Here is a 17,819-nt window from a genome sequence, read left to right as displayed (position 1 = left end):
CGTCGCCGTAGCGGCGACGTGACCACCCGCCCTCGTTCGTGCCCGGACCGGGCACCGGTGACGGGGCTGGGCCGGTGGTGTCAGGCGAGGACGCGCAGACGGACCGTCTGGTCCATCGCGGCGAGGGCCTCGGTCACCCCGTCGGGCAGCGGCGAGCCGATGTCGGTCACCACGTAGCCGAGCTCGCCGCGGGTCGCGAGGAGCTGGCCCTCGATGTTGACGCCGTGCTGCGCGAGCGTGTTGTTGACGGCCGCGAGCACGCCCGGGGTGTTCCGGTGCAGGTGGGCGATGCGGGCCACGCCGGTCGTCTGCTCGAGCGCGAGGTTCGGCAGGTTGACCGAGAGCGTGGTCGAGCCGGTCGCCACGTAGTCGCGGAGCTTGTTCGCGACGAACGTGCCGATGGCCTCCTGCGCCTCCTCGGTCGAGCCGCCGATGTGCGGGGTGAGGATGACGTTCGGCAGGCCGCGCAGGTCCGACTCGAACGGGTCGCCCTTGCGCTTCGGCTCGTGCGGGAAGACGTCGATCGAGGCCCCCCCGAGGTGGCCGGAGAGGATGGCCTCCCGCAGCGCGCCGGTGTCGATCACGAACCCGCGCGAGAGGTTGAGGAACAGCGCCCCGGGCTTCATCCGGGCGAACTGGTCCGCGCCGAACAGGCCGGCGTTGCCCTTGCGCCCGTCGACGTGGAGCGTGACGACGTCCGAGACCTCGAGGAGCTCCTCGAGCGAGCTCATGCGACGGGCGTTGCCGAGCGCGAGCTTCTCCGACGTGTTGTAGAAGGCGACCGACATGCCGAGGCTCTCCGCGACGACCGAGAGCTGCGTGCCGATGTTGCCGTAGCCGACGATGCCGAGCGTGCGGCCGCGGACCTCGTGCGCGCCCTCGGCCGACTTGTTCCAGACGCCCGCGTGCATCTCGGCGTTGCGGTCGGTGAGGCGACGGGTGAGCGCGATGATCTCGGCGAGCGCGATCTCGACGACGGAGCGGGTGTTCTGGAACGGCGCGTTGAACGTCGCGACGCCGCGGGCGGCGGCCGTCCGCAGGTCGATCTGGTTCGTCCCGATGCAGAACGCGCCGAGCGTCGTGAGCGAGGGGGCCGACTCGAGCACCTTCGCCGTGACGTTCGTCTTGGAGCGGATGCCCAGCAGGTGCACGCCGTCGAGGGCCTCGATCAGCTCGGACTCGTCGAGCGCACCCGTCCGGGTCTCGACCTCGAACCCGGAGGACTCCAGGATCGTGCGGGCGTGGGGATGCAGGTTCTCGAGAAGGAGGGCGCGTAGCACGGCTCTATGGTGCGCCGCCGTCTCGCCTGGTGTCGAACGAGTTCCGCCAGCCGGACAGTTGCGTCCGGCCCGCGGAGCCGCCGTCAGCGGGTGTGCGCGGCGCCCGGCTCGGGCGCCCCGTCGGCGGCGTCGGTGAGCCCCGCGGGCAGCGCCGCGTGGTGCACCGCGACCAGCCGGCGCGTCGGTCGGGTCAGGGAGACGTACAGGTCGGATGCACCCGAGCGGTCGTCGCCCGCGATCTCCGCGGGCTCGACGACCACGACGGCGTCGAACTCGAGGCCCTTGACCTCGAGGGGCGTCAGCACCACGACCCGGGCGTCGGCGCCGCCCGCGAGCAGCTCGCGCGCCGCGTCCTCGCCGACCCGTGCGCGCAGTGCGGCCGCGACGGCCCCGGAGGTCGCGACCCTCCGTCCGGCGGGCGTGACGACCGCGACGCGGCCGGTCCCGTCCGCCCGGACGACGTCCCCGACCTGCTCCACGGTCTGCGCCGCCGCCACGACGGCGAGCTCGCCGGGCGCGCCGACGCGGACGAGCCGCAGCGCGTCGTCGACGTCCCGGGCGGAGCTGAGGCGCGAGACGGGGAGCCGGGCGGAGCGAGCGAACCGCAGCGCGGCGTCGGCGACCGTGGCGGGCGTGCGGTAGTTGACCGTGAGCTCGGAGACCGACCACGCGTCCCGGAAGTGCGGGCGCAGCGCGGCACCCCACGAGCGGGCGCCCCCGAGCGCCGTCGTCTGCGCGACGTCGCCCACGACCGTGAACGACCGCGTGGGGCAGCGGCGCACGAGCGCGCGCCAGGCCATGGGAGTGAGCTCCTGCGCCTCGTCGACCACGACATGGCCGTACGCCCACCGGCGGTCCGTCGCGGCGCGCTCCGCCGTGGTCAGGACGGGCCCGCCGTCGGCGAACCGCCCGGCGAGGGTCTCGGCGTCGACGAGCCCGCCTCCCGCGCCGGACGACTCGAGCACCTGGCGCGCGTACTCGAGGTCGGCCGCGTCCTGCTCGGCCCGCTCGCGGGCCGCGGCGCGGTCGAGCGCGTCGTCCTCGCCGAGCAGCTCGGCGGCCTCGTCGAGGAGCGGTACGTCGGCCTCGGTCCACCCGGAGCCGGCCGGGCGCGCGAGCAGGGCCCGGTCTGCCGCCGTGAGCTCGGGCGCGGCCTCGGCGAGCCGGTGCGGCTTGGTGAAGAGGTCCTCGACCAGGCGCGCCGGAGTGATGGGCAGCCATGCGAGGTTGACCGCGACCTTGACGTCGCGGCTGCGCCGCAGGTCGTCCTGGAGCTCGGCGCGGTCGGCGTCGGGGTCACCGAGGGCCTCCGCGTACTGGCCTGCGAGCCGCCCGAGCAGGTCGCGCGCGAAGCCGGCGCGCGCCTCGTTGTGCGGGCGGTGCGAGCGCCGGGCGCGCCCCAGGGCGTCGCGGACGTCGGCGCGCCGCAGGACGAGCGGCTGCCCCTCGACGACGAGCGGCACGTCGGCCGCGGGGACGCGCTCCCGGGCGCGCACGGCTCGCACGAGGATCCGCGACCAGACCGCGCGGCCCTTGACCTCCGCGACCGCCGGGCTGTCCGTCGCCGTCACCGTGACGCCGGGCAGCAGGTCGGCGACGGTCGTCGAGACCACGCCGGTCTCGCCCAGCGAGGGGAGGACCTGGTCGATGTAGTGCAGGAACGCGCGGCTCGGTCCGACGAGCAGCACGCCGGTGCGCTCGAGCTGGCGCCGGTGCGCGTAGAGCAGGTAGGCCGTGCGGTGCAGGGCGACGGCCGTCTTGCCGGTCCCCGGGCCGCCCTGGACGACGAGCGTGCCGGCGAGGGGCGCGCGGATGATCTCGTCCTGCTCGCGCTGGATCGTCGCGACGATGTCGTGCATCCGGGCGGTGCGGCCCGCGCCGAGCGAGGCGAGCAGCGCACCCTCGCCGGCCAGCGTGCGCAGCCCGAGGCGCTGGGTCGCCTCGAGGTCGAGGACGTCGTCCTCGAGCCCGAGCACCTGGCGCAGGCGCGTCGTGAGGTGCCGGCGCCGGGCCACGTCGTCGGGGTGCGCGGCCGTGGCCCGGTAGAACGACTGCGCGGCCGGTGCGCGCCAGTCCGTCAGGAGCGGCGTCTGCTCCGGGTCGGTGAGCCCGATCCGGCCCACGTAGCGGGTCGTCCCGTCCGCCAGGTCGAGGCGGCCGAAGACGAGCCGGTCCTCGACCGACCGGAGCTGCGCGACGCGGTCCTCGTAGAGCGTCGCGAACGCGTCCCGCTCGGAGCGGTTCTGCGGCGAGCCGCTCGGCCCCGCCCGCCGGACGCTGCGCAGGCGGTCCCAGGTGGCCTCACGCAGCTCGTCGAGGCGCCCGTAGAGCGTGTCGACCACGCCCTGCTCGCGCGCGAGCTCGTCCTTCATCCGGGTCTCCGGACGCACGTCGGCGGTGCCGGAGGTCGTCCGGGATGGTGCGTCCTGCGGCCTGTCCGGCACGAGCCCTCCGTTCCTCGCCGTGCGGGCGCGCGCGGCGGCCATCAAGTATGGCGCACCGCGCCACCGGTCGTGGAGCCCGGGAAGCGGTGGCGGCCTCCGTGTGTTGGGGACGAAGAGAAGGACGACGGACGAGGCGGAGGACGACGCGTGCTTGACCCCCGAGGCATCTACGAGATCGACGAGCAGGCGGTCGCCGAGCTGCTCGGCGCACCGGGCGAGCGCGGCACCGGGCCGGTGCTCGTGCACGTGCTGAACGGATTCATCGACGCGGGAGGCGTCGGTGAGGTGGTCCGCGAGCACCTGCTCGAGCAGGCCGAGCCGCGGCGGCTCGTGACGTTCGACGTCGACCAGCTCCTCGACTACCGGTCGAAGCGCGCGTCGATGACGTTCGAGAGCTCGCGCTGGGCGGCGTACGACGAGCCGGCCCTCGCGATCGACCACGTGCGCGACGCCGAGGGCACCGGGTACCTGGTGCTGCACGGCCCCGAGCCGGACCTGCAGTGGGAGCGGTTCGTGGCCGCCGTCCAGGAGGTCGTCGAGCTGCTCGGGGTGTCGCTGGTCGCGACGGTCCACGGCGTACCGATGGCCGTCCCCCACACGCGTCCGAGCTCGCTGACCGTGCACGCGACGCGCGGCGAGCTCGTCGGTTCCCACCCGTCCTGGTTCGGCCGCGCCGAGGTCCCCGCCAGCGCCGCGGCGCTGCTGGAGTACCGGCTGGGGCAGGCGGGCCACGACGCCGTCGGCTACGCCGTGCACGTGCCGCACTACGTCGCGCAGACGGCGTACGCGCCGGCGGCCCTCCATGCGCTGCGGATGCTCCAGGGCGCGACCGGGCTCGAGCTCGCGAGTGAGGAGCTCGAGGCGGCCGCGCACGAGACGACCGAGGAGGTCGCGCGCCAGGTCACCGAGTCCGACGAGCTGCGCTCGCTGGTGCGCGGGCTCGAGCAGCAGTACGACGCGTTCGCGCGGTCGTTCGGCGCGACGAGCCTGCTCGCCGACGACGCGCCCCTGCCCACCGCGGACGAGCTGGGCGCCGAGTTCGAGCGCTTCCTGGCACAGCGCTCGGACGACTGAGCCACCCCTGAGCGGTGCGTGACCTGCGGCGACGCAGGGTTGCGACACTCCGGCCGATCTGTGGCCGCTCCGACCGGTTCGTGCCAGACTGTCCGCGTTGCCGCGCTGGTCGCGGCGGCACAGGGGCGGGCGAAAGGGTCCGGCCACCGACGTCCGGGACGGGCAGAAGGACAAGAGGAACAGCATGGCGCAGGGTTCTGTGAAGTGGTTCAACGCGGAGAAGGGCTACGGGTTCATCGCCCAGGACGGCGGCGGCGCCGACGTCTTCGTGCACTACTCGGCGATCGACACCCAGGGCTACCGCTCGCTCGACGAGGCGCAGCGCGTCGAGTTCGAGATCACCCAGGGCCCCAAGGGCCCCCAGGCCGAGAAGGTCCGTCCGCTCTGACGGACCGCTGACCGCCGCTCCGCGGTGGCCGCTACCCGACGCCGCGTCCTCCCTCGGAGGGCGCGGCGTCGTCGTGCACGGGGCGGGCGGCGGCCCGGAAGGACGCCAGCTCGTCGCCGCCGAGAACGTGCGCGGGCACCGGCAGGGACCGGAGTCGGCGGGCGAGCGCGGCGTCGTCGGCGAGCGGGACCGGCGCGTCGCCGGTGTCGGCCGCGCCGCGGTCGGCGGGGCGCCGCGCCGCGAGCACGAGGTTCCCGTACCGCCGGCCGCGCAGGAGCGCGGGCTCCGAGACCACCACGACGTCGTCCGCGCCCGCGGCGTCGAGGGTCGCCGCCTCGGCTCGGGCGAGGGGGAGCGGTGGCCGGTCGGCGCAGTTGGCGAGGTAGAGCCCGCCGGGCCGCAGCACCCGCCAGACGTCGCGCGCGAACTCCACCGTCGTGAGGTGCGCGGGAGTGGTGTCGGGTGCGAACACGTCGCGCACGACGACGTCGGCCCAGCCGTCGCGCAGGGTGGCGAGGACCTCGCGGGCGTCGCCGGGGCGCAGCCGCAGCCGCGGGGCGCGGGGCAGGCCGAACCATGTGCGGACCAGCTCGAGGAGGCGCGCGTCGAGGTCGACGGCGACCTGCTCCGAGCCGGGCCGCTCGTGCTCGACCCACCGGGCGAACGAGCATCCCGCCGCGCCGAGGTGCACGACCCGTAGGGGGCCGTCCGGGGCGGTGCCGACGAGCGCCGCCATCTCCTGCATGTACTCGAACGTGAGCAGGCCGGGGTCGTCGAGGTCGAGGTACGAGCTGGGTGCGCCGTTGACGAGCACCGTTACCGCGTTGCGGTCCGGGTCGGGCTCGAGCTCGACGGTGCCCGTGGTGGTCGGCACCGGCCCCGCAGGGAGGCCCTCCGGGAGTCCGCCGCCTCCGCGGCCGCCCCTCCGGCGGTGTCCGGGCCCCGTCGCGCCGGAGGGCTCGGGTGTGGGTGGCTCGGGGGATCGTGGGTCCTGTCGGTTCCGTCGGGTCCGGCGCGCGCTCACGGGACCAGTGTGGCAGCGGTTGACAGGTTCGAACAGGTGTTCGATCCTGGGTGCTCAGGAGGTGCGAGTGATGGAACGGTCGGAACGTGTCCCGAGCCGGCACGGCAGGGCCGCTGCGGCGGAGCGCACGACGGCGCCCGCCCCCGCACCCCTCGAGGCGCTGCGCCTGCTCTCCCGGGCGGACCACGAGCTCGCGTCCGCCTACGCGGCGCCGGACCCGGCCGAGCGGTTCGTGCACGCGCACCTCGCCGCGCTGCGTGCCGCTGCCGCCGTTGTAGCGCTGCGCGGGCGCCCGTCGGGCCGGCGGACGGGGCGGTCCGTGTGGGCGCTCGTCGAGGTCGTCGAGCCCGCCCTCGCCCCCTGGTCGGTCTACTTCGCCGGCGGTGCGCGGACGCGCGCCGCGATCGACGCGGGGCGGTTCGACGTCGTCGACGCCGCGCGCGCGGACGAGCTCGTGCGCTGTGCGGAGGACTTCCGGGACGAGGTCGGCATGCTGGTCGACCCGACCGCGGCGTTCAGCCTGCTGCCCGGCTCACGGGCGAGGGCGTCGTGAGCCGTGCGCCCCGCTCGGCGTCGGCCCGTCGGGACTGGGGCGACGAGGAGGACGGCTGCGCCGTCCTGCACGTGGACATGGACGCGTTCTTCGCCTCGGTCGAGCTCGCTCGGAGGCCCGAGCTCCGTGGGCTCCCGGTCATCGTCGGCGGCCGGTCGCGTGGCGTCGTGCTCTCGGCGACGTACGAGGCGCGGGCCTTCGGAGTGAGGTCCGCGATGCCGATGGCACGCGCCCTCGGGCTGTGCCCCCAGGCGGTCGTCGTGCCGCCCGACCACACCGCCTACCGCACGGTCTCGCGCTCGGTCATGCAGGCTTTCCGCGACGTCACCCCGATCGTGGAGCCCGTGAGCGTCGACGAGGCCTTCCTGGACGTGTCGGGCGCGCGGCGCCGACTGGGCCCACCGACCCGGATCGGCGCGGCCCTGCGCGAGCGGGTCCAGGCCGAGCACGGCATCACGTGCTCGGTCGGGGTCGCGTCGACCAAGCTCGTCGCCAAGCTCGCGTCGACCCACGCCAAGCCCGACGGCATGATGCTCGTCCCCGCGGCCGCGAGCGTCGACTTCCTGCGCTCGCTGCCCGTCGGAGCGCTCTGGGGCGTGGGGGAGCGGACCGAGGAGCAGCTCGCGAGGCGCGGCATCCGCACGGTCGCCGAGCTCGGGGACGCCGACGTCGCCTGGCTGCGGTCGTTCCTCGGCCCGAGCCTGGGCGGCCACCTGCACGACCTCGCGTGGGGGCGCGACCACCGGTCCGTCACGCCGCAGCACGAGGACAAGTCGATCGGCAACGAGACCACGTTCCCGCAGGACGTCCGCGACCGCGACGTCGTCGCGGCGACCGTCCTCGAGCTGGCCGACCGGTGCGCGGCGCGCCTGCGCGCCCAAGGGCTCGTCGCCCGGGTCGTGACCGTGAAGGTCCGCACGAGCGACTTCCGGACCGTCACGCGGGCCCGCACGCTCGTCTCGCCGACGGACACCGGCCACGAGATCGGGGCGATCGCTCGCGAGCTCGTCGCCTCGACCGACCTGCGCGGGCTCGCCGTCCGTCTCGTGGGCGTCCGGACTGAGCAGCTGGAGGAGCGCGGGCGCGCCGCGGTCCAGCTCACGCTCGACGACGCGACCACCGGGACGCCCGAGGTCGTGCGCGCGGCGGAGGAGGCGCTCGACGCGGTCCGCGCGCGGTTCGGGGCGGCTTCGGTGCGTCGTGCCTCAGCTGTGACCCGCTCGACTACCACCCTGACGGGTGGGGAACTATCCTCGGAGTAACAACACGTCGAGCGAGCGACCGGAGGTCGACATGCCTCTGTCTGAGTACGAGCAGCGAGTCCTGGAGCAGATGGAACAAGCTCTGACCTCGGACGATCCACGGCTCGCCAACACGCTGCAGTCTGCCGAGCGGCATCCGCTCTGGCGCTACGTCGTCGGCTTCCTCGCCGCCGCTGCCGGTCTGCTCGTGCTCGTGCTCGGCGCGGCGGCCTCTCAGTGGTGGCTGGGCGTGGGTGGATTCGTGCTGATGTTCGCGGGCGTGGCGTTCGCCCTGCTGCGGCGCAAGGCCAGGTCGGGCCCGATCGGGGTCGTCGGTGGTACCCACGCCGCTCCGCAGTCGAGGCCCACGGCGAGCGCTACGAAGCGCGAGTCGTTCCTCGCCCGCCTCGAGGAGCGTTGGGAGCGTCGCCGCCACGAAGGCGGCCGCTGAGCTCCTTCTGGACCGCCGCGACGACGTCGTCGACGAGGTTCGCCCACCGTACCGCGGGTGAGTCCGCAGGCTCGGCACCGGGCGCGGCGCCCACCTGAGTGGTGCCTCCCTCCACCGCCACCGCGCCGCGCGTCCCGGTCGGCCGTGCGTAGCGCTCGGTCTCCACCGCCCGCGCGAGCTCGCGCAACGCGGCGTCCGCGTCGTCGGGCCAGGTGCCGTACGCGTCGTGCACCGTGGCCGCCACGAGGCCGGGCACCTGCCGCGGCGTCGCCGAGTCCGGCCAGGTGACCCCCTCCGACGCGAGTCGCCGCCGCAGGCCCGCCCAGGCCTCCTCCGCGTCGTCGATCGGACGAGACCGCCGCCGCCGTGCGAGGACCACCGTCGCGGCCGCCGCCGCCACGACCAGCAGGAGCGCGACGCCGACGATCACCACGAGGTTGCCGTCGCGCCGGGTCGCAGCCGTGCCGATCGGCTGCGACTGGGACGTCGCGGTCTCCTCCGGCAGCGCCTCGTTCGGGTCCGTGGTCGCCTTGCCCGTCGGGACGTCGTTGGGTTGCGAGCTCTGCGACTGGGAGCTCCCGTACACGTCCGTGTAGCTGGGGGCGATGCCGGACTGGACCGCCGGCGTCGGCTCGAACCGCACCCAGCCCGACTGCTCGAAGTAGACCTCGGGCCAGGCGTGCGCGTCCTGGCCGGTGACGTTCGTGACGCCGTCGGCGCCGGGGGCCCGCGTCAGGTACCCGACGCCCACCCGTGTCGGGATGCCGAGCGTCCGCAGCATGACGGCCATCGCCGTCGAGAACTGGACGCAGTAGCCCTCCTTGGCCTCCAGGAACGACCAGACCGCGTCGGAACCGCCCTTGGGCGCCTTGGTGGAGTAGGTGAACCGCTGGGCGTCGCGGAAGTACGTCTGCAAGTCGAGCGCCTTCGCGTAGTCCGTCGTGTCGCCTGCGGTGATCTTCTTCGCGAGCGCGGTCACGTCGGCGACGTGCGCCGTGTCGGGCACGGTGAGGGCCTCGCGGCGCAGCTTCATCGGCAGCCCGCTGTCGGCGCCGAACGTGGCGTTCTCCTGCTTCAGCTGGTCGGCCGTGAGGTCACGCGGGTGGACGGCGAGGGTGTACGGGTCGCGCCCGTCGCCCGACACGCGGTAGACCTCGTCCCGGTCCGAGTCGTAGCGCAGCGGGCTCGGCGTCGCGGTCTGCACGCTGCGAGGGTCGGTCGTGACGGCGAGGCGGTAGCGGGGCAGCAGCTTCGGGTCGACGCGCACGTCCACGGTGCCCGCGGCGTCGCTCGACGCCCCCGTCGATCCGAGCAGCTGCCCCGGCGCGACGTCGTCGGCGTCGCTGAGAACGTCGTCGGGCTTCCAGGACGAGCCGTCGAAGTTCGTCAGCGTGTAGACGCGCAGCGGGCCCACGGCGACGTCCGAGCCGTCGTCCTTGCCGCCCTCGCTCGACGCCCGGACCGTCATGACGGTGGTGTCGGGCCGGTCCCCGAGGTCCCGCAGGACGTCGAGGTTGTTGCCGAGCCTCCCGGTCCCGCTGTTCGATCCGAAGAGCTGTGTGAGGGGTCGCGAGCCGTTCTGCTGCACCGCGACGGCGCCCGCCCCGACGACGAGCGAGACGGCCGTCACGGCCGCGGCGACCCCGACGGCGGCGGCCGTGGTGGTCCCCGCGTCGCGCGCGCCGGGGCGCGGGTCGACGCGCGAGACGGCGAGCAGGACGAGGAGCGCGAGGAGCGTGGCGGCGACGCACGCCACGGGGACGCGCGCGACGATCACGAGGGACGGCATCCACAGCACGAGCGCGGGGACGGCTGCGGCGACGGGGGAGCGGAGCGTGACGGCGAGGACGTCGCCGAGCAGGTACAGCACGAGTGTGGCGCTGAGGATCGCGCTGAGAACGGGGGCGGACGCGTCGACCGGGGCCACGGACTGCGCGGCGAGCTCGTGCAGGCGCCCGAGCGCGGTGAACGCCGCGGAGACCGGGTCCTCGGGCAGGGGCGCGGCGCTCGGGTCCTCGACCGCCTGCGAGGTGCTGAGCGTGACCCACAGGAACCCGGCGACCACGGCGCCGACGAGGGTGGGGGCGACGACCGCGAGGGCGCCCGATCCCCGCGCCTGGGCGGCCCACCGCACGCCGGCGACGACGGCGGCGACGAGCGCGAGGCTGCCGAGGACCGCGGCCACCCAGCCGCCGGGCCACACCACCTTCGTGAGGGTGAGCGCGCCGGCGCCCACGGCGACCGCGACGAGGGCGGTCTGCGCGAGCGCGCGCCGCCGGACGGTGAGCGGGCTCATGACCACGCCGCCTCCTGCACGAGATTGAGCCAGGTCGCCTCGAGACCGCTGCCCTCGACGACGGCGAGCGCACGCCAGCCCGCGGCCCGGAGCGCAGCGACGGTGTCCTGGGCGGCGCGGTGCTGCGCCTGCGACGAGGAGCGGTCGACGACCACGACGGCGGCGTGGTCGCCCTCGCCGCCCAGGTGGGCGAGCGCGTGCTGCGCCGTACCGGACTGGGGCCGGAGCACCGCGAACGTCAGCTCGTCGGCGTGCCGGTGGACGCGCAGGGCCGCCGCGGTCGCGGCGACGGCGCGGTCGGCCTCGGCGCCGTCACGCAGGCCCGTCAGGTCGACCGCCTGCTCGAGGATGCCCGAGCGCCCCTCGCCGCGCCCGCCGGGCACGTGCGGCACCGCGGCGACGGCACCGTCCGACGACGTCCCCACGATCCGGCCCGCGTGCCCCGCCTCGACGAGCGAGACCGCGATCGACGCGGCGCACTCGACGGCCCACTCGCCGCGCTCGGCCGGCCGCACGTGGTCCCAGGCCTTGGTGGCGTCACGCGTGGGGAGCAGGCCGCGGTCGAACAGGACCGTCACGGGCGGCAGCCCGGCGCCCTCGTCGGACCGCACCATGAGCTCGCCACGACGGGCGGCGCTCGCCCAGTGGATGCGCCGCGGGTCGTCGCCCGCGACGTACTCGCGCAGCACCGCGTCGTCCGGCGAGGCCGCGCGGGAGCCGCTCGCCGCGTCGCTGGCGACCGCCAGGCTGCGGGCCGCGCGCACGGGCAGCGGGTAGGTGCTCGGCCAGACGGTGACCGTGGTCGTCGAGCCGAACGGCTGCACGGTGCGCACGAGCCCGAACGGGTCCTCGACGGTCGCGCTCGCGGGGCCGAGGAGCCACCGTCCCCGCGCGGAGGGGTGCAGCTGGTACGTCACGACGATCTCCTCGGCGCCCGTCCGCTGGGTGCCGCGCGGCGGACGGTGGGAGAGCTGGGTCGAGACGTTCTCCGCGACGCGCGTGCGCGCGAGCTGCGCGGTCGCGGCGGACGACAGGTGCGCCGGCCGGACCGCGAGGCGCGCCTCGGTCACCTGGCCGCGGACCACGGGGTTCGGGAGCACCCGCCGGGTCGTGGTGAGTGCCGTCCGGCCCCGGTCGACGCCGACGACCCGCATCCACAGCGCCGCGGCCGCGACCGCGACGAGCGGGGCGACGCCGATCGCCACCACGTCGGGCAGGTGCAGACCCACGCCCGCGAGCGCGAGGATCCCGCCGCCGACCGCGAGGACGATGCCCCGGTCGGTGAGCCGCACCCGGGTGGTGCGCGCCCTGGCCACGAGCCGCCGCCTCAGCGCCGGTCGAGCGCGCGGTCCGTGCGCGTCGGTACAGCGGTCCGCTCCACGATCGCGGCCACGACGTCGGCCGGGGTCTGCCCGGCGAGCCGCGCCTCGGTCGTGGTGATGAGCCGGTGCGCGAGGACCGAGACCGCGAGCCGCTGGACGTCGTCGGGCAGGACGTGGTCGCGCTGGTCCATGGCCGCGACGGCCTTGGCGGCGCGGAGGAGCTGGATCGTGGTGCGCGGCGACGCCCCGAGCCGCAGCGAGGGGTGGTCGCGGGTCGCGGAGACGAGCGCGAGCACGTACTGCTTCACGGCGTCGGAGGCAAAGATGCCGCGGACGGTGCTGACGAGCCGCGCGACGGTCTCGACGTCCGCCACGGGCGTGACCTCGGCGAGCGGGTCGTGCGTCTCCATGCGGTCGAGCAGCTCGAGCTCCGCGGCGGGCTCGGGATAGCCGACGGACAGCCGCGCCATGAACCGGTCGCGCTGCGCCTCGGGGAGCGGGTACGTCCCCTCCATCTCGACCGGGTTCTGCGTCGCGACGACGAAGAACGGGCGGGGGAGCGCGTGGGTGACGCCGTCGACCGTGGTCTGCCCCTCTTCCATGCACTCGAGCAGGGCCGACTGCGTCTTGGGGGAGGCGCGGTTGATCTCGTCGCCGATCACCACGTTCGAGAACACCGGGCCCGGCCGGAACTCGAACTCGTGCGTCTGGCTCCGGTAGATGCTCACGCCCGTGAGGTCGCTGGGCAGGAGGTCCGGGGTGAACTGGATCCGCCCGACGCTGCCGTCGATCGCCCTGGCGAGCGCCTTGGCGAGCGTGGTCTTGCCGACGCCTGGCACGTCCTCGATGAGGAGGTGGCCGCCGGCCAGGAGCACCGCGATCGTCACGTCGACCGCGTCGGAGCGGCCGGTGACGACGGACTCGACCGCGCTCCGGATCCGGCCCGTGACCGTCACCAGGTCGTCGAGGGCGGAGCCGGGCAGCGCCGTGGTGGCGTCGTGGGTGCCGCTGGAGTCGAGGAGCACGTGGACCTCCGTCGGTCGTGAGCGGGGGTCCGCCCTGCCAGTGCGACGCGTCCGGGCGACCGGCGGCGTCGTAGCACGAGCCTATTGCACGTGGCGCAGGTCACTCCACATCGCTCCACCGGCCGCCCCCTCGGCCCCGCCGACCCCGCGCCGCAGCGCCGTCGGATGCTGCACCGACGGGCCGGCGCCCGCACGCCGCGCCCGGTCGCCCCTCGGGCCCTCCACCTTCCCCCACCGCGGTGACCTGCGGGGACGCGGTGAAGGCGGGGTGAAAGACCCCTTTCAACGAGCGAACAGTGGAGGGATGTGGAGTAAAGTGGGGGCAATGGGAGACAGGAGGAGGTGCGTGCCGTGCTCGAGTCCTTCAGCGGGGTTCCGAGCCTGCTCCTCGGCACGTACACGCCCCGGCTCGACGAGAAGGGGCGCCTCATCCTCCCGGCCAAGTTCCGGGGGCAGCTGGCACCGGGCCTCGTCCTCACCCGAGGGCAGGAGCGCTGCCTGTTCCTGCTCCCCATGGACGAGTTCCGTCGCATGTACGACCAGATCCGTGAGGCTCCCGTGACGAGCAAGCAGGCGCGGGACTACCTGCGGGTGCTGCTGTCCGGCGCGAGCGACGAGGTGCCGGACAAGCAGGGCCGGATCTCGATCCCGCCCGGGCTGCGCGAGTACGCGGGTCTCGACCGGGACGTCGCCGTGATCGGCGCCGGGACCCGCGTCGAGGTCTGGGACCTCGCGGCGTGGCAGACCTACCTCGCCGAGCAGGAGGGCGAGTACGCACGCACCGCGGAGGAGGTGGTCCCGGGGCTGCGGCTCTGACTGCGCGAGCAGGAGGAGCACCGAGCAGGACCCACCACCAGAAGCGTTCGGACGGCCCGCACGACCAGGCCTCCTCCCGCCCGTTCTGACGTCACTTCCCCGGCGTCAGAGGGTCGCGGAGGGAGACCTGACCGGGTGGCCCGGCCGGCAGCACGGCACCAGCAGCGAAGGGAGGGGACCGATGCCTGGGACGGAGCGCGACGAGCGCCGTGGAGACGCGGCGGGCCGGCACCTGCCCGTCCTCCTGCAGCGGTGCGTCGACCTCCTCGCCCCGGCCCTCGAGGCGCCGGGCGCGACCCTCGTGGACTGCACCCTCGGCATGGGCGGGCACACCGAGGCGGTGCTCGAGCAGGTCCCGACGGCGCGCGTGATCGGCATCGACCGCGACCCCGAGGCGATCGCCCTCGCCTCCCGGCGCCTCGCGCGCTTCGGGGACCGCTTCGTCGCCGTGCACGCCGTGTACGACGAGATCGAGGACGTCGTCGAGGAGCAGGGCCTCCCGGGCGTCCAGGGCGTCCTCATGGACCTGGGCGTCTCGTCGCTCCAGCTCGACGAGGTGGACCGGGGCTTCTCCTACGCGCACGACGCCCCGCTCGACATGCGGATGGACCCGACCACCGGCCCGACGGCAGCCGACGTCCTCAACACGTACGACGAGGCGGCGCTCGTGCGCATCCTCCGGGAGTACGGCGAGGAGCGGTTCGCCCCGCGCGTCGCGCGGGCGATCGTCCGCCGACGTGAGCAGCGGCCGTGGGAGCGGAGCGCCGAGCTCGTCGACGTGGTGCGCGCGGCGATCCCGGCCGCGACCCGCCAGACGGGCGGCAACCCCGCGAAGCGCACCTTCCAGGCGCTGCGCATCGAGGTGAACGGCGAGCTCGCCGTGCTCGAGCGCGCAGTGCCGGCGGCGGTCGCGGTGCTCGCGGTCGGTGGCCGGATCGTCGTGGAGTCGTACCACTCGCTCGAGGACCGCCTCGTCAAGCGCGAGCTGGCCCGCGGTGCGACGTCGAGCGCCCCGCCGGACCTCCCGGTCGAGCCCGAGACCCACCGCCCCTACCTGCGCCTGCTGACCCGCGGGGCGGAAGAGGCGGACGGGGCCGAGCTCGAGCGCAACCCGCGCTCCGCGTCGGTACGCCTGCGGGCTGCCGAGCGCCTGCGCCCCACCCCCGACCACGTCCTGCGCGAGATCGCGGCGCAGGAGAGCGCCCCGCGTCGTCCCGCGGCCTCCCGTCCCGCGGGCGGCCGTCCCTCTTCGTCCCACCGTCCTCAGGAGGCACGCCCATGACCGCGTCCGCCGGCGCGACGGCGCGCGTGCTGCGCCAGTTCGAGCCCGCCACCGACCCGAAGGGCGGCGCACCGCGCGCCGCCGACGCCCCGCGGCCGCGGCTGCGCGTCGTCCGCGCCCCCGCGACAGGGCGCTCGCGCGTGCCGTTCGTGGCGCTGTGCGTCGCGATCGTCGCGGGCGCCCTCGTGACGGCGCTCCTGCTGAACATCCAGATGGCCCGTGACTCGTTCGAGCGCAACGCGCTCAACGCCCAGGTCTCCCAGACCGCGCAGGACGTCCAGGATCTCACGTCCCAGCTCGACGCGGCCTCCGCACCGGGCGCGCTCGCACGCACGGCCCGCTCGCTCGGGATGGTGCCGAGCACCGGCCAGGGCTTCCTGCGGCTGTCGGACGGCAAGGTGATCGCGACGCCCGAGGCGGCAGGGGCCAAGGGATGAGCCCGGGCTCGGCGGACCGCGGCACGGGGTCCGGGGCACGTGCGCCTCGGACGACCCCACGCACCGGCAGCGGTGCTTCTCGGCCCGCCGAGCGACCCTCCGCGGCGACGCCTCGCACGACGCGGCAGGCGACGACCACCCGGTCGGGCGCGGCGCCGTCCGGCCAGGCCGCTTCGCGCCGGACGACGTCGGGCCGGGCGGGCGGACGGTCCACCACCACGCGCACGGGGTCCGGCGGGCAGCCCGCGAAGGACGTCGCGCGCACCAAGGGCAACGCCAACCCGCCGCGGACGACGGCGGCGCCGCGACGCCCGGCCCCTGCGGCGCGCCGCCCCGCGCCGCGGCCGTCGCGCTTCCGGAAGGCGGGCCGGCCCGAGGTCCGGCTGCGCTGGGTCGCCGTGCTCGTCGCGCTCGTGCTCGTCGCGTTCCTCCTGCGGCTCGCGTACGTCCAGCTCTACGACGGGCCCGCGATCGCGGCCCGCGGGCACAGCGACCGGCTCACGACGACCGAGCTCCCTGCCGCGCGGGGCGAGATCACCGACCGCAACGGCGTCGTCCTCGCGACCAGCCAGGCGCGGTACACGCTGATCGCGAACCCGAAGAACGTCGCGACGTTCGTCCCGTCGGACGCCCAGGTCGCGGCGTACCGCGGGACGGGCGAGCTGGGCACCGGCGCGGTCGCGGCGGCCAAGCTCATCGCGCCCCTGGTCCACCAGGACGCCAGCACGCTCGGGGCGGCGCTCAACGCGTCGTCGAAGGGGAAGCTCCTGCAGTACAAGGTCCTCGCCAAGGACCTGCTGCCCGAGACGTGGCGCGCGATCGAGGCGCTCGGGATCACGGGCGTGTTCTCCCAGCAGACGTCGGAGCGCGTCTACCCCGCCGGCGCCACGGCCGGGAACCTGCTCGGGTACGTCGACGCGTCCCAGCAGGGCGCCGGCGGGCTCGAGAAGGTCCTCGACGGGCAGCTCGCCGGGACGCCCGGCCAGGAGACGTTCGAGCAGGGCGTCAACGGCCAGCGCATCCCCACGGGCACCGACGACGACAAGGCCGCCGTCCCCGGTTCCGACGTCGCCCTGACGATCGACCAGGACATCCAGTGGTACGCCCAGGACGCCGCGGACAAGGCGAAGAAGGACACCGGCGCCACCTGGGCGATCGTCGTCGTGCAGGACGTCAAGACCGGCGCGCTCTACGCGCTCGCGAACTCCGGGACGGCCGACCCGAACGACTCGTCGGTGCCGGTCTCGAAGCGCGGCTCGGTCGCGGTCGAGGGCACGTTCGAGCCCGGGTCGACGGGCAAGATCATCACGATGGCCGGGCTGCTCGAGTCGGGGCTGGCGACGCCGACCTCGCGGTTCGAGGTCGGGTACACGTACCAGACGCCCAACGGGCAGACCTTCCACGACTCCCACCAGCACGGCGTCGAGAAGCTCACGCTCGCCGGGATCCTCGCCGAGTCCTCCAACTCGGGCACCGTCCAGGCCGGGTCGAAGCTCACGGACCAGACCCAGTACGACACCATGCGCGCGTTCGGGCTCGGCCAGAAGACGGGTCTCGGGCTGCCGGGCGAGTCGGCGGGCATCCTCCGCCAGCCGCAGGACTGGGACGGGCGCACCAAGTACACGGTGAAGTTCGGACAGGGCCTCACGGTGAACGCGGTCCAGGCCGCCGGCGTGTACTCGACGATCGCGAACGGCGGCGTGCGCGCCCCGGCCCACGTCGTCGGGTCCACGACGGCCTCCGACGGCACGGTCACGCCGGCGAACCTGGCCGACGGCGAGCGCGTCGTCTCGGAGAAGACGGCCAAGCAGCTCACCCGGATGCTCGAGGGCGTCGTGAAGGGCGACGACGGCACGGGTGCCAAGGCCGCGGTGCCGGGCTACCAGGTCGCGGGCAAGACGGGCACCGCCGAGGCCGCGGACGCGAACGGCAACCTCTCGTCGATCGTGTCGTCGTTCGTGGGCTTCGCCCCGGCCGACCACCCGCGCCTGACCGTCGGGGTGTTCCTCAAGGACCCGAAGACGTCGATCTACGGAGGCGAGACCGCCGCGCCGGTGTTCAGCAAGGTCATGGGCTTCGGGCTCCACGACCTCGGTGTCGCGCCGAGCTCGGGCGCCGCGAAGCCCTACAAGGCGACGTGGTGAGGGCGGCCCTCCACCCGGACGCCACCCAGCCGCACGATAGGT

Annotated in this window: 15 protein-coding genes; 9 read left to right on the top strand and 6 right to left on the bottom strand. The window is 74.9% G+C overall.

Going from position 1 to position 17,819, the window contains the following annotated elements; genetic code table 11:
- Positions 1-80 precede the first annotated feature (80 nt).
- The gene (gene serA / locus ACFT5B_RS08465) at positions 81-1,280 is read right to left on the bottom strand and encodes a phosphoglycerate dehydrogenase (RefSeq protein WP_386797547.1); all 1,200 of its coding nucleotides are present in this window, start codon (positions 1,278-1,280) and stop codon (positions 81-83) included.
- An 83-nt stretch (positions 1,281-1,363) separates the two neighbouring features.
- The gene (locus ACFT5B_RS08460; protein WP_386797546.1) at positions 1,364-3,652 is read right to left on the bottom strand and encodes a HelD family protein; all 2,289 of its coding nucleotides are present in this window, start codon (positions 3,650-3,652) and stop codon (positions 1,364-1,366) included.
- A 219-nt stretch (positions 3,653-3,871) separates the two neighbouring features.
- On the opposite strand from ACFT5B_RS08460, the gene ACFT5B_RS08455 reads away from it, so the two are divergent.
- Positions 3,872-4,798, top strand: coding sequence for a proteasome assembly chaperone family protein (locus ACFT5B_RS08455; protein WP_386797545.1), 927 nt, complete (start codon positions 3,872-3,874; stop codon positions 4,796-4,798).
- 184 nt (positions 4,799-4,982) lie between these two features.
- The gene (locus ACFT5B_RS08450; protein WP_386797544.1) at positions 4,983-5,186 is read left to right on the top strand and encodes a cold-shock protein; all 204 of its coding nucleotides are present in this window, start codon (positions 4,983-4,985) and stop codon (positions 5,184-5,186) included.
- Positions 5,187-5,217: 31 nt separating this feature from the next.
- On the opposite strand, the gene ACFT5B_RS08445 is transcribed toward ACFT5B_RS08450, so the two are convergent.
- Positions 5,218-6,060 carry a spermidine synthase gene (locus ACFT5B_RS08445; RefSeq protein WP_386797543.1) on the bottom strand — a complete coding sequence of 281 codons (843 nt, stop codon included), beginning with the start codon at positions 6,058-6,060 and terminating at the stop codon, positions 5,218-5,220.
- Between the two features lie 220 nt (positions 6,061-6,280).
- Between ACFT5B_RS08445 and ACFT5B_RS08440 the strand changes: the two genes are divergently transcribed.
- Genes ACFT5B_RS08440 through ACFT5B_RS08430 form a run of 3 tightly spaced genes read left to right on the top strand, consistent with a single transcriptional unit; the run spans position 6,281 to position 8,455 of the window.
- Complete coding sequence (locus ACFT5B_RS08440) at positions 6,281-6,763, top strand: SAV_6107 family HEPN domain-containing protein (protein WP_386797542.1); 483 nt, start codon at positions 6,281-6,283, stop codon at positions 6,761-6,763.
- Positions 6,760-8,025, top strand: a complete 1,266-nt coding sequence (locus ACFT5B_RS08435; RefSeq protein ID WP_386797541.1) for a DNA polymerase IV — start codon at positions 6,760-6,762, stop codon at positions 8,023-8,025. Before ACFT5B_RS08440 ends, ACFT5B_RS08435 begins: the two co-directional genes overlap by 4 nt.
- A 31-nt stretch (positions 8,026-8,056) precedes the next feature.
- The gene (locus ACFT5B_RS08430; RefSeq protein WP_386797540.1) at positions 8,057-8,455 is read left to right on the top strand and encodes a DUF3040 domain-containing protein; all 399 of its coding nucleotides are present in this window, start codon (positions 8,057-8,059) and stop codon (positions 8,453-8,455) included.
- On the opposite strand, the gene ACFT5B_RS08425 is transcribed toward ACFT5B_RS08430, so the two are convergent.
- Genes ACFT5B_RS08425 through ACFT5B_RS08415 form a run of 3 tightly spaced genes read right to left on the bottom strand, consistent with a single transcriptional unit; the run spans position 8,382 to position 13,098 of the window.
- On the bottom strand, positions 8,382-10,751 hold the full coding sequence (locus ACFT5B_RS08425; RefSeq protein WP_386797539.1) for a transglutaminaseTgpA domain-containing protein: 2,370 nt from the start codon (positions 10,749-10,751) through the stop codon (positions 8,382-8,384). The two genes, ACFT5B_RS08430 and ACFT5B_RS08425, sit on opposite strands and share 74 nt — an antisense overlap.
- Positions 10,748-12,067, bottom strand: coding sequence for a DUF58 domain-containing protein (locus ACFT5B_RS08420; protein WP_386797538.1), 1,320 nt, complete (start codon positions 12,065-12,067; stop codon positions 10,748-10,750). The genes ACFT5B_RS08425 and ACFT5B_RS08420 overlap by 4 nt, the downstream gene beginning before the upstream one ends.
- 11 nt (positions 12,068-12,078) lie before the next feature.
- Positions 12,079-13,098, bottom strand: coding sequence for an AAA family ATPase (locus ACFT5B_RS08415; protein WP_386797537.1), 1,020 nt, complete (start codon positions 13,096-13,098; stop codon positions 12,079-12,081).
- Positions 13,099-13,440: 342 nt separating this feature from the next.
- Between ACFT5B_RS08415 and mraZ the strand changes: the two genes are divergently transcribed.
- The 4 genes from mraZ (at position 13,441) to ACFT5B_RS08395 (ending at position 17,777) form a co-directional block, all read left to right on the top strand.
- Positions 13,441-13,914 carry a division/cell wall cluster transcriptional repressor MraZ gene (gene mraZ / locus ACFT5B_RS08410; protein ID WP_386797536.1) on the top strand — a complete coding sequence of 158 codons (474 nt, stop codon included), beginning with the start codon at positions 13,441-13,443 and terminating at the stop codon, positions 13,912-13,914.
- 181 nt (positions 13,915-14,095) lie between these two features.
- Positions 14,096-15,196, top strand: a complete 1,101-nt coding sequence (gene rsmH / locus ACFT5B_RS08405; RefSeq protein WP_386797535.1) for a 16S rRNA (cytosine(1402)-N(4))-methyltransferase RsmH — start codon at positions 14,096-14,098, stop codon at positions 15,194-15,196.
- The gene (locus ACFT5B_RS08400; protein WP_386797534.1) at positions 15,193-15,633 is read left to right on the top strand and encodes a hypothetical protein; all 441 of its coding nucleotides are present in this window, start codon (positions 15,193-15,195) and stop codon (positions 15,631-15,633) included. The genes rsmH and ACFT5B_RS08400 overlap by 4 nt, the downstream gene beginning before the upstream one ends.
- Positions 15,630-17,777 (top strand): peptidoglycan D,D-transpeptidase FtsI family protein, encoded by a 2,148-nt coding sequence (locus tag ACFT5B_RS08395; RefSeq protein WP_386797533.1) that lies wholly within the window; start codon positions 15,630-15,632, stop codon positions 17,775-17,777. Before ACFT5B_RS08400 ends, ACFT5B_RS08395 begins: the two co-directional genes overlap by 4 nt.
- Positions 17,778-17,819 lie beyond the last annotated feature (42 nt).

Source organism: Luteimicrobium sp. NPDC057192 (assembly GCF_042670205.1).
GTDB lineage: Bacteria > Actinomycetota > Actinomycetes > Actinomycetales > Cellulomonadaceae > Luteimicrobium.
This window is presented reverse-complemented; position numbering and strand designations above follow the sequence as displayed.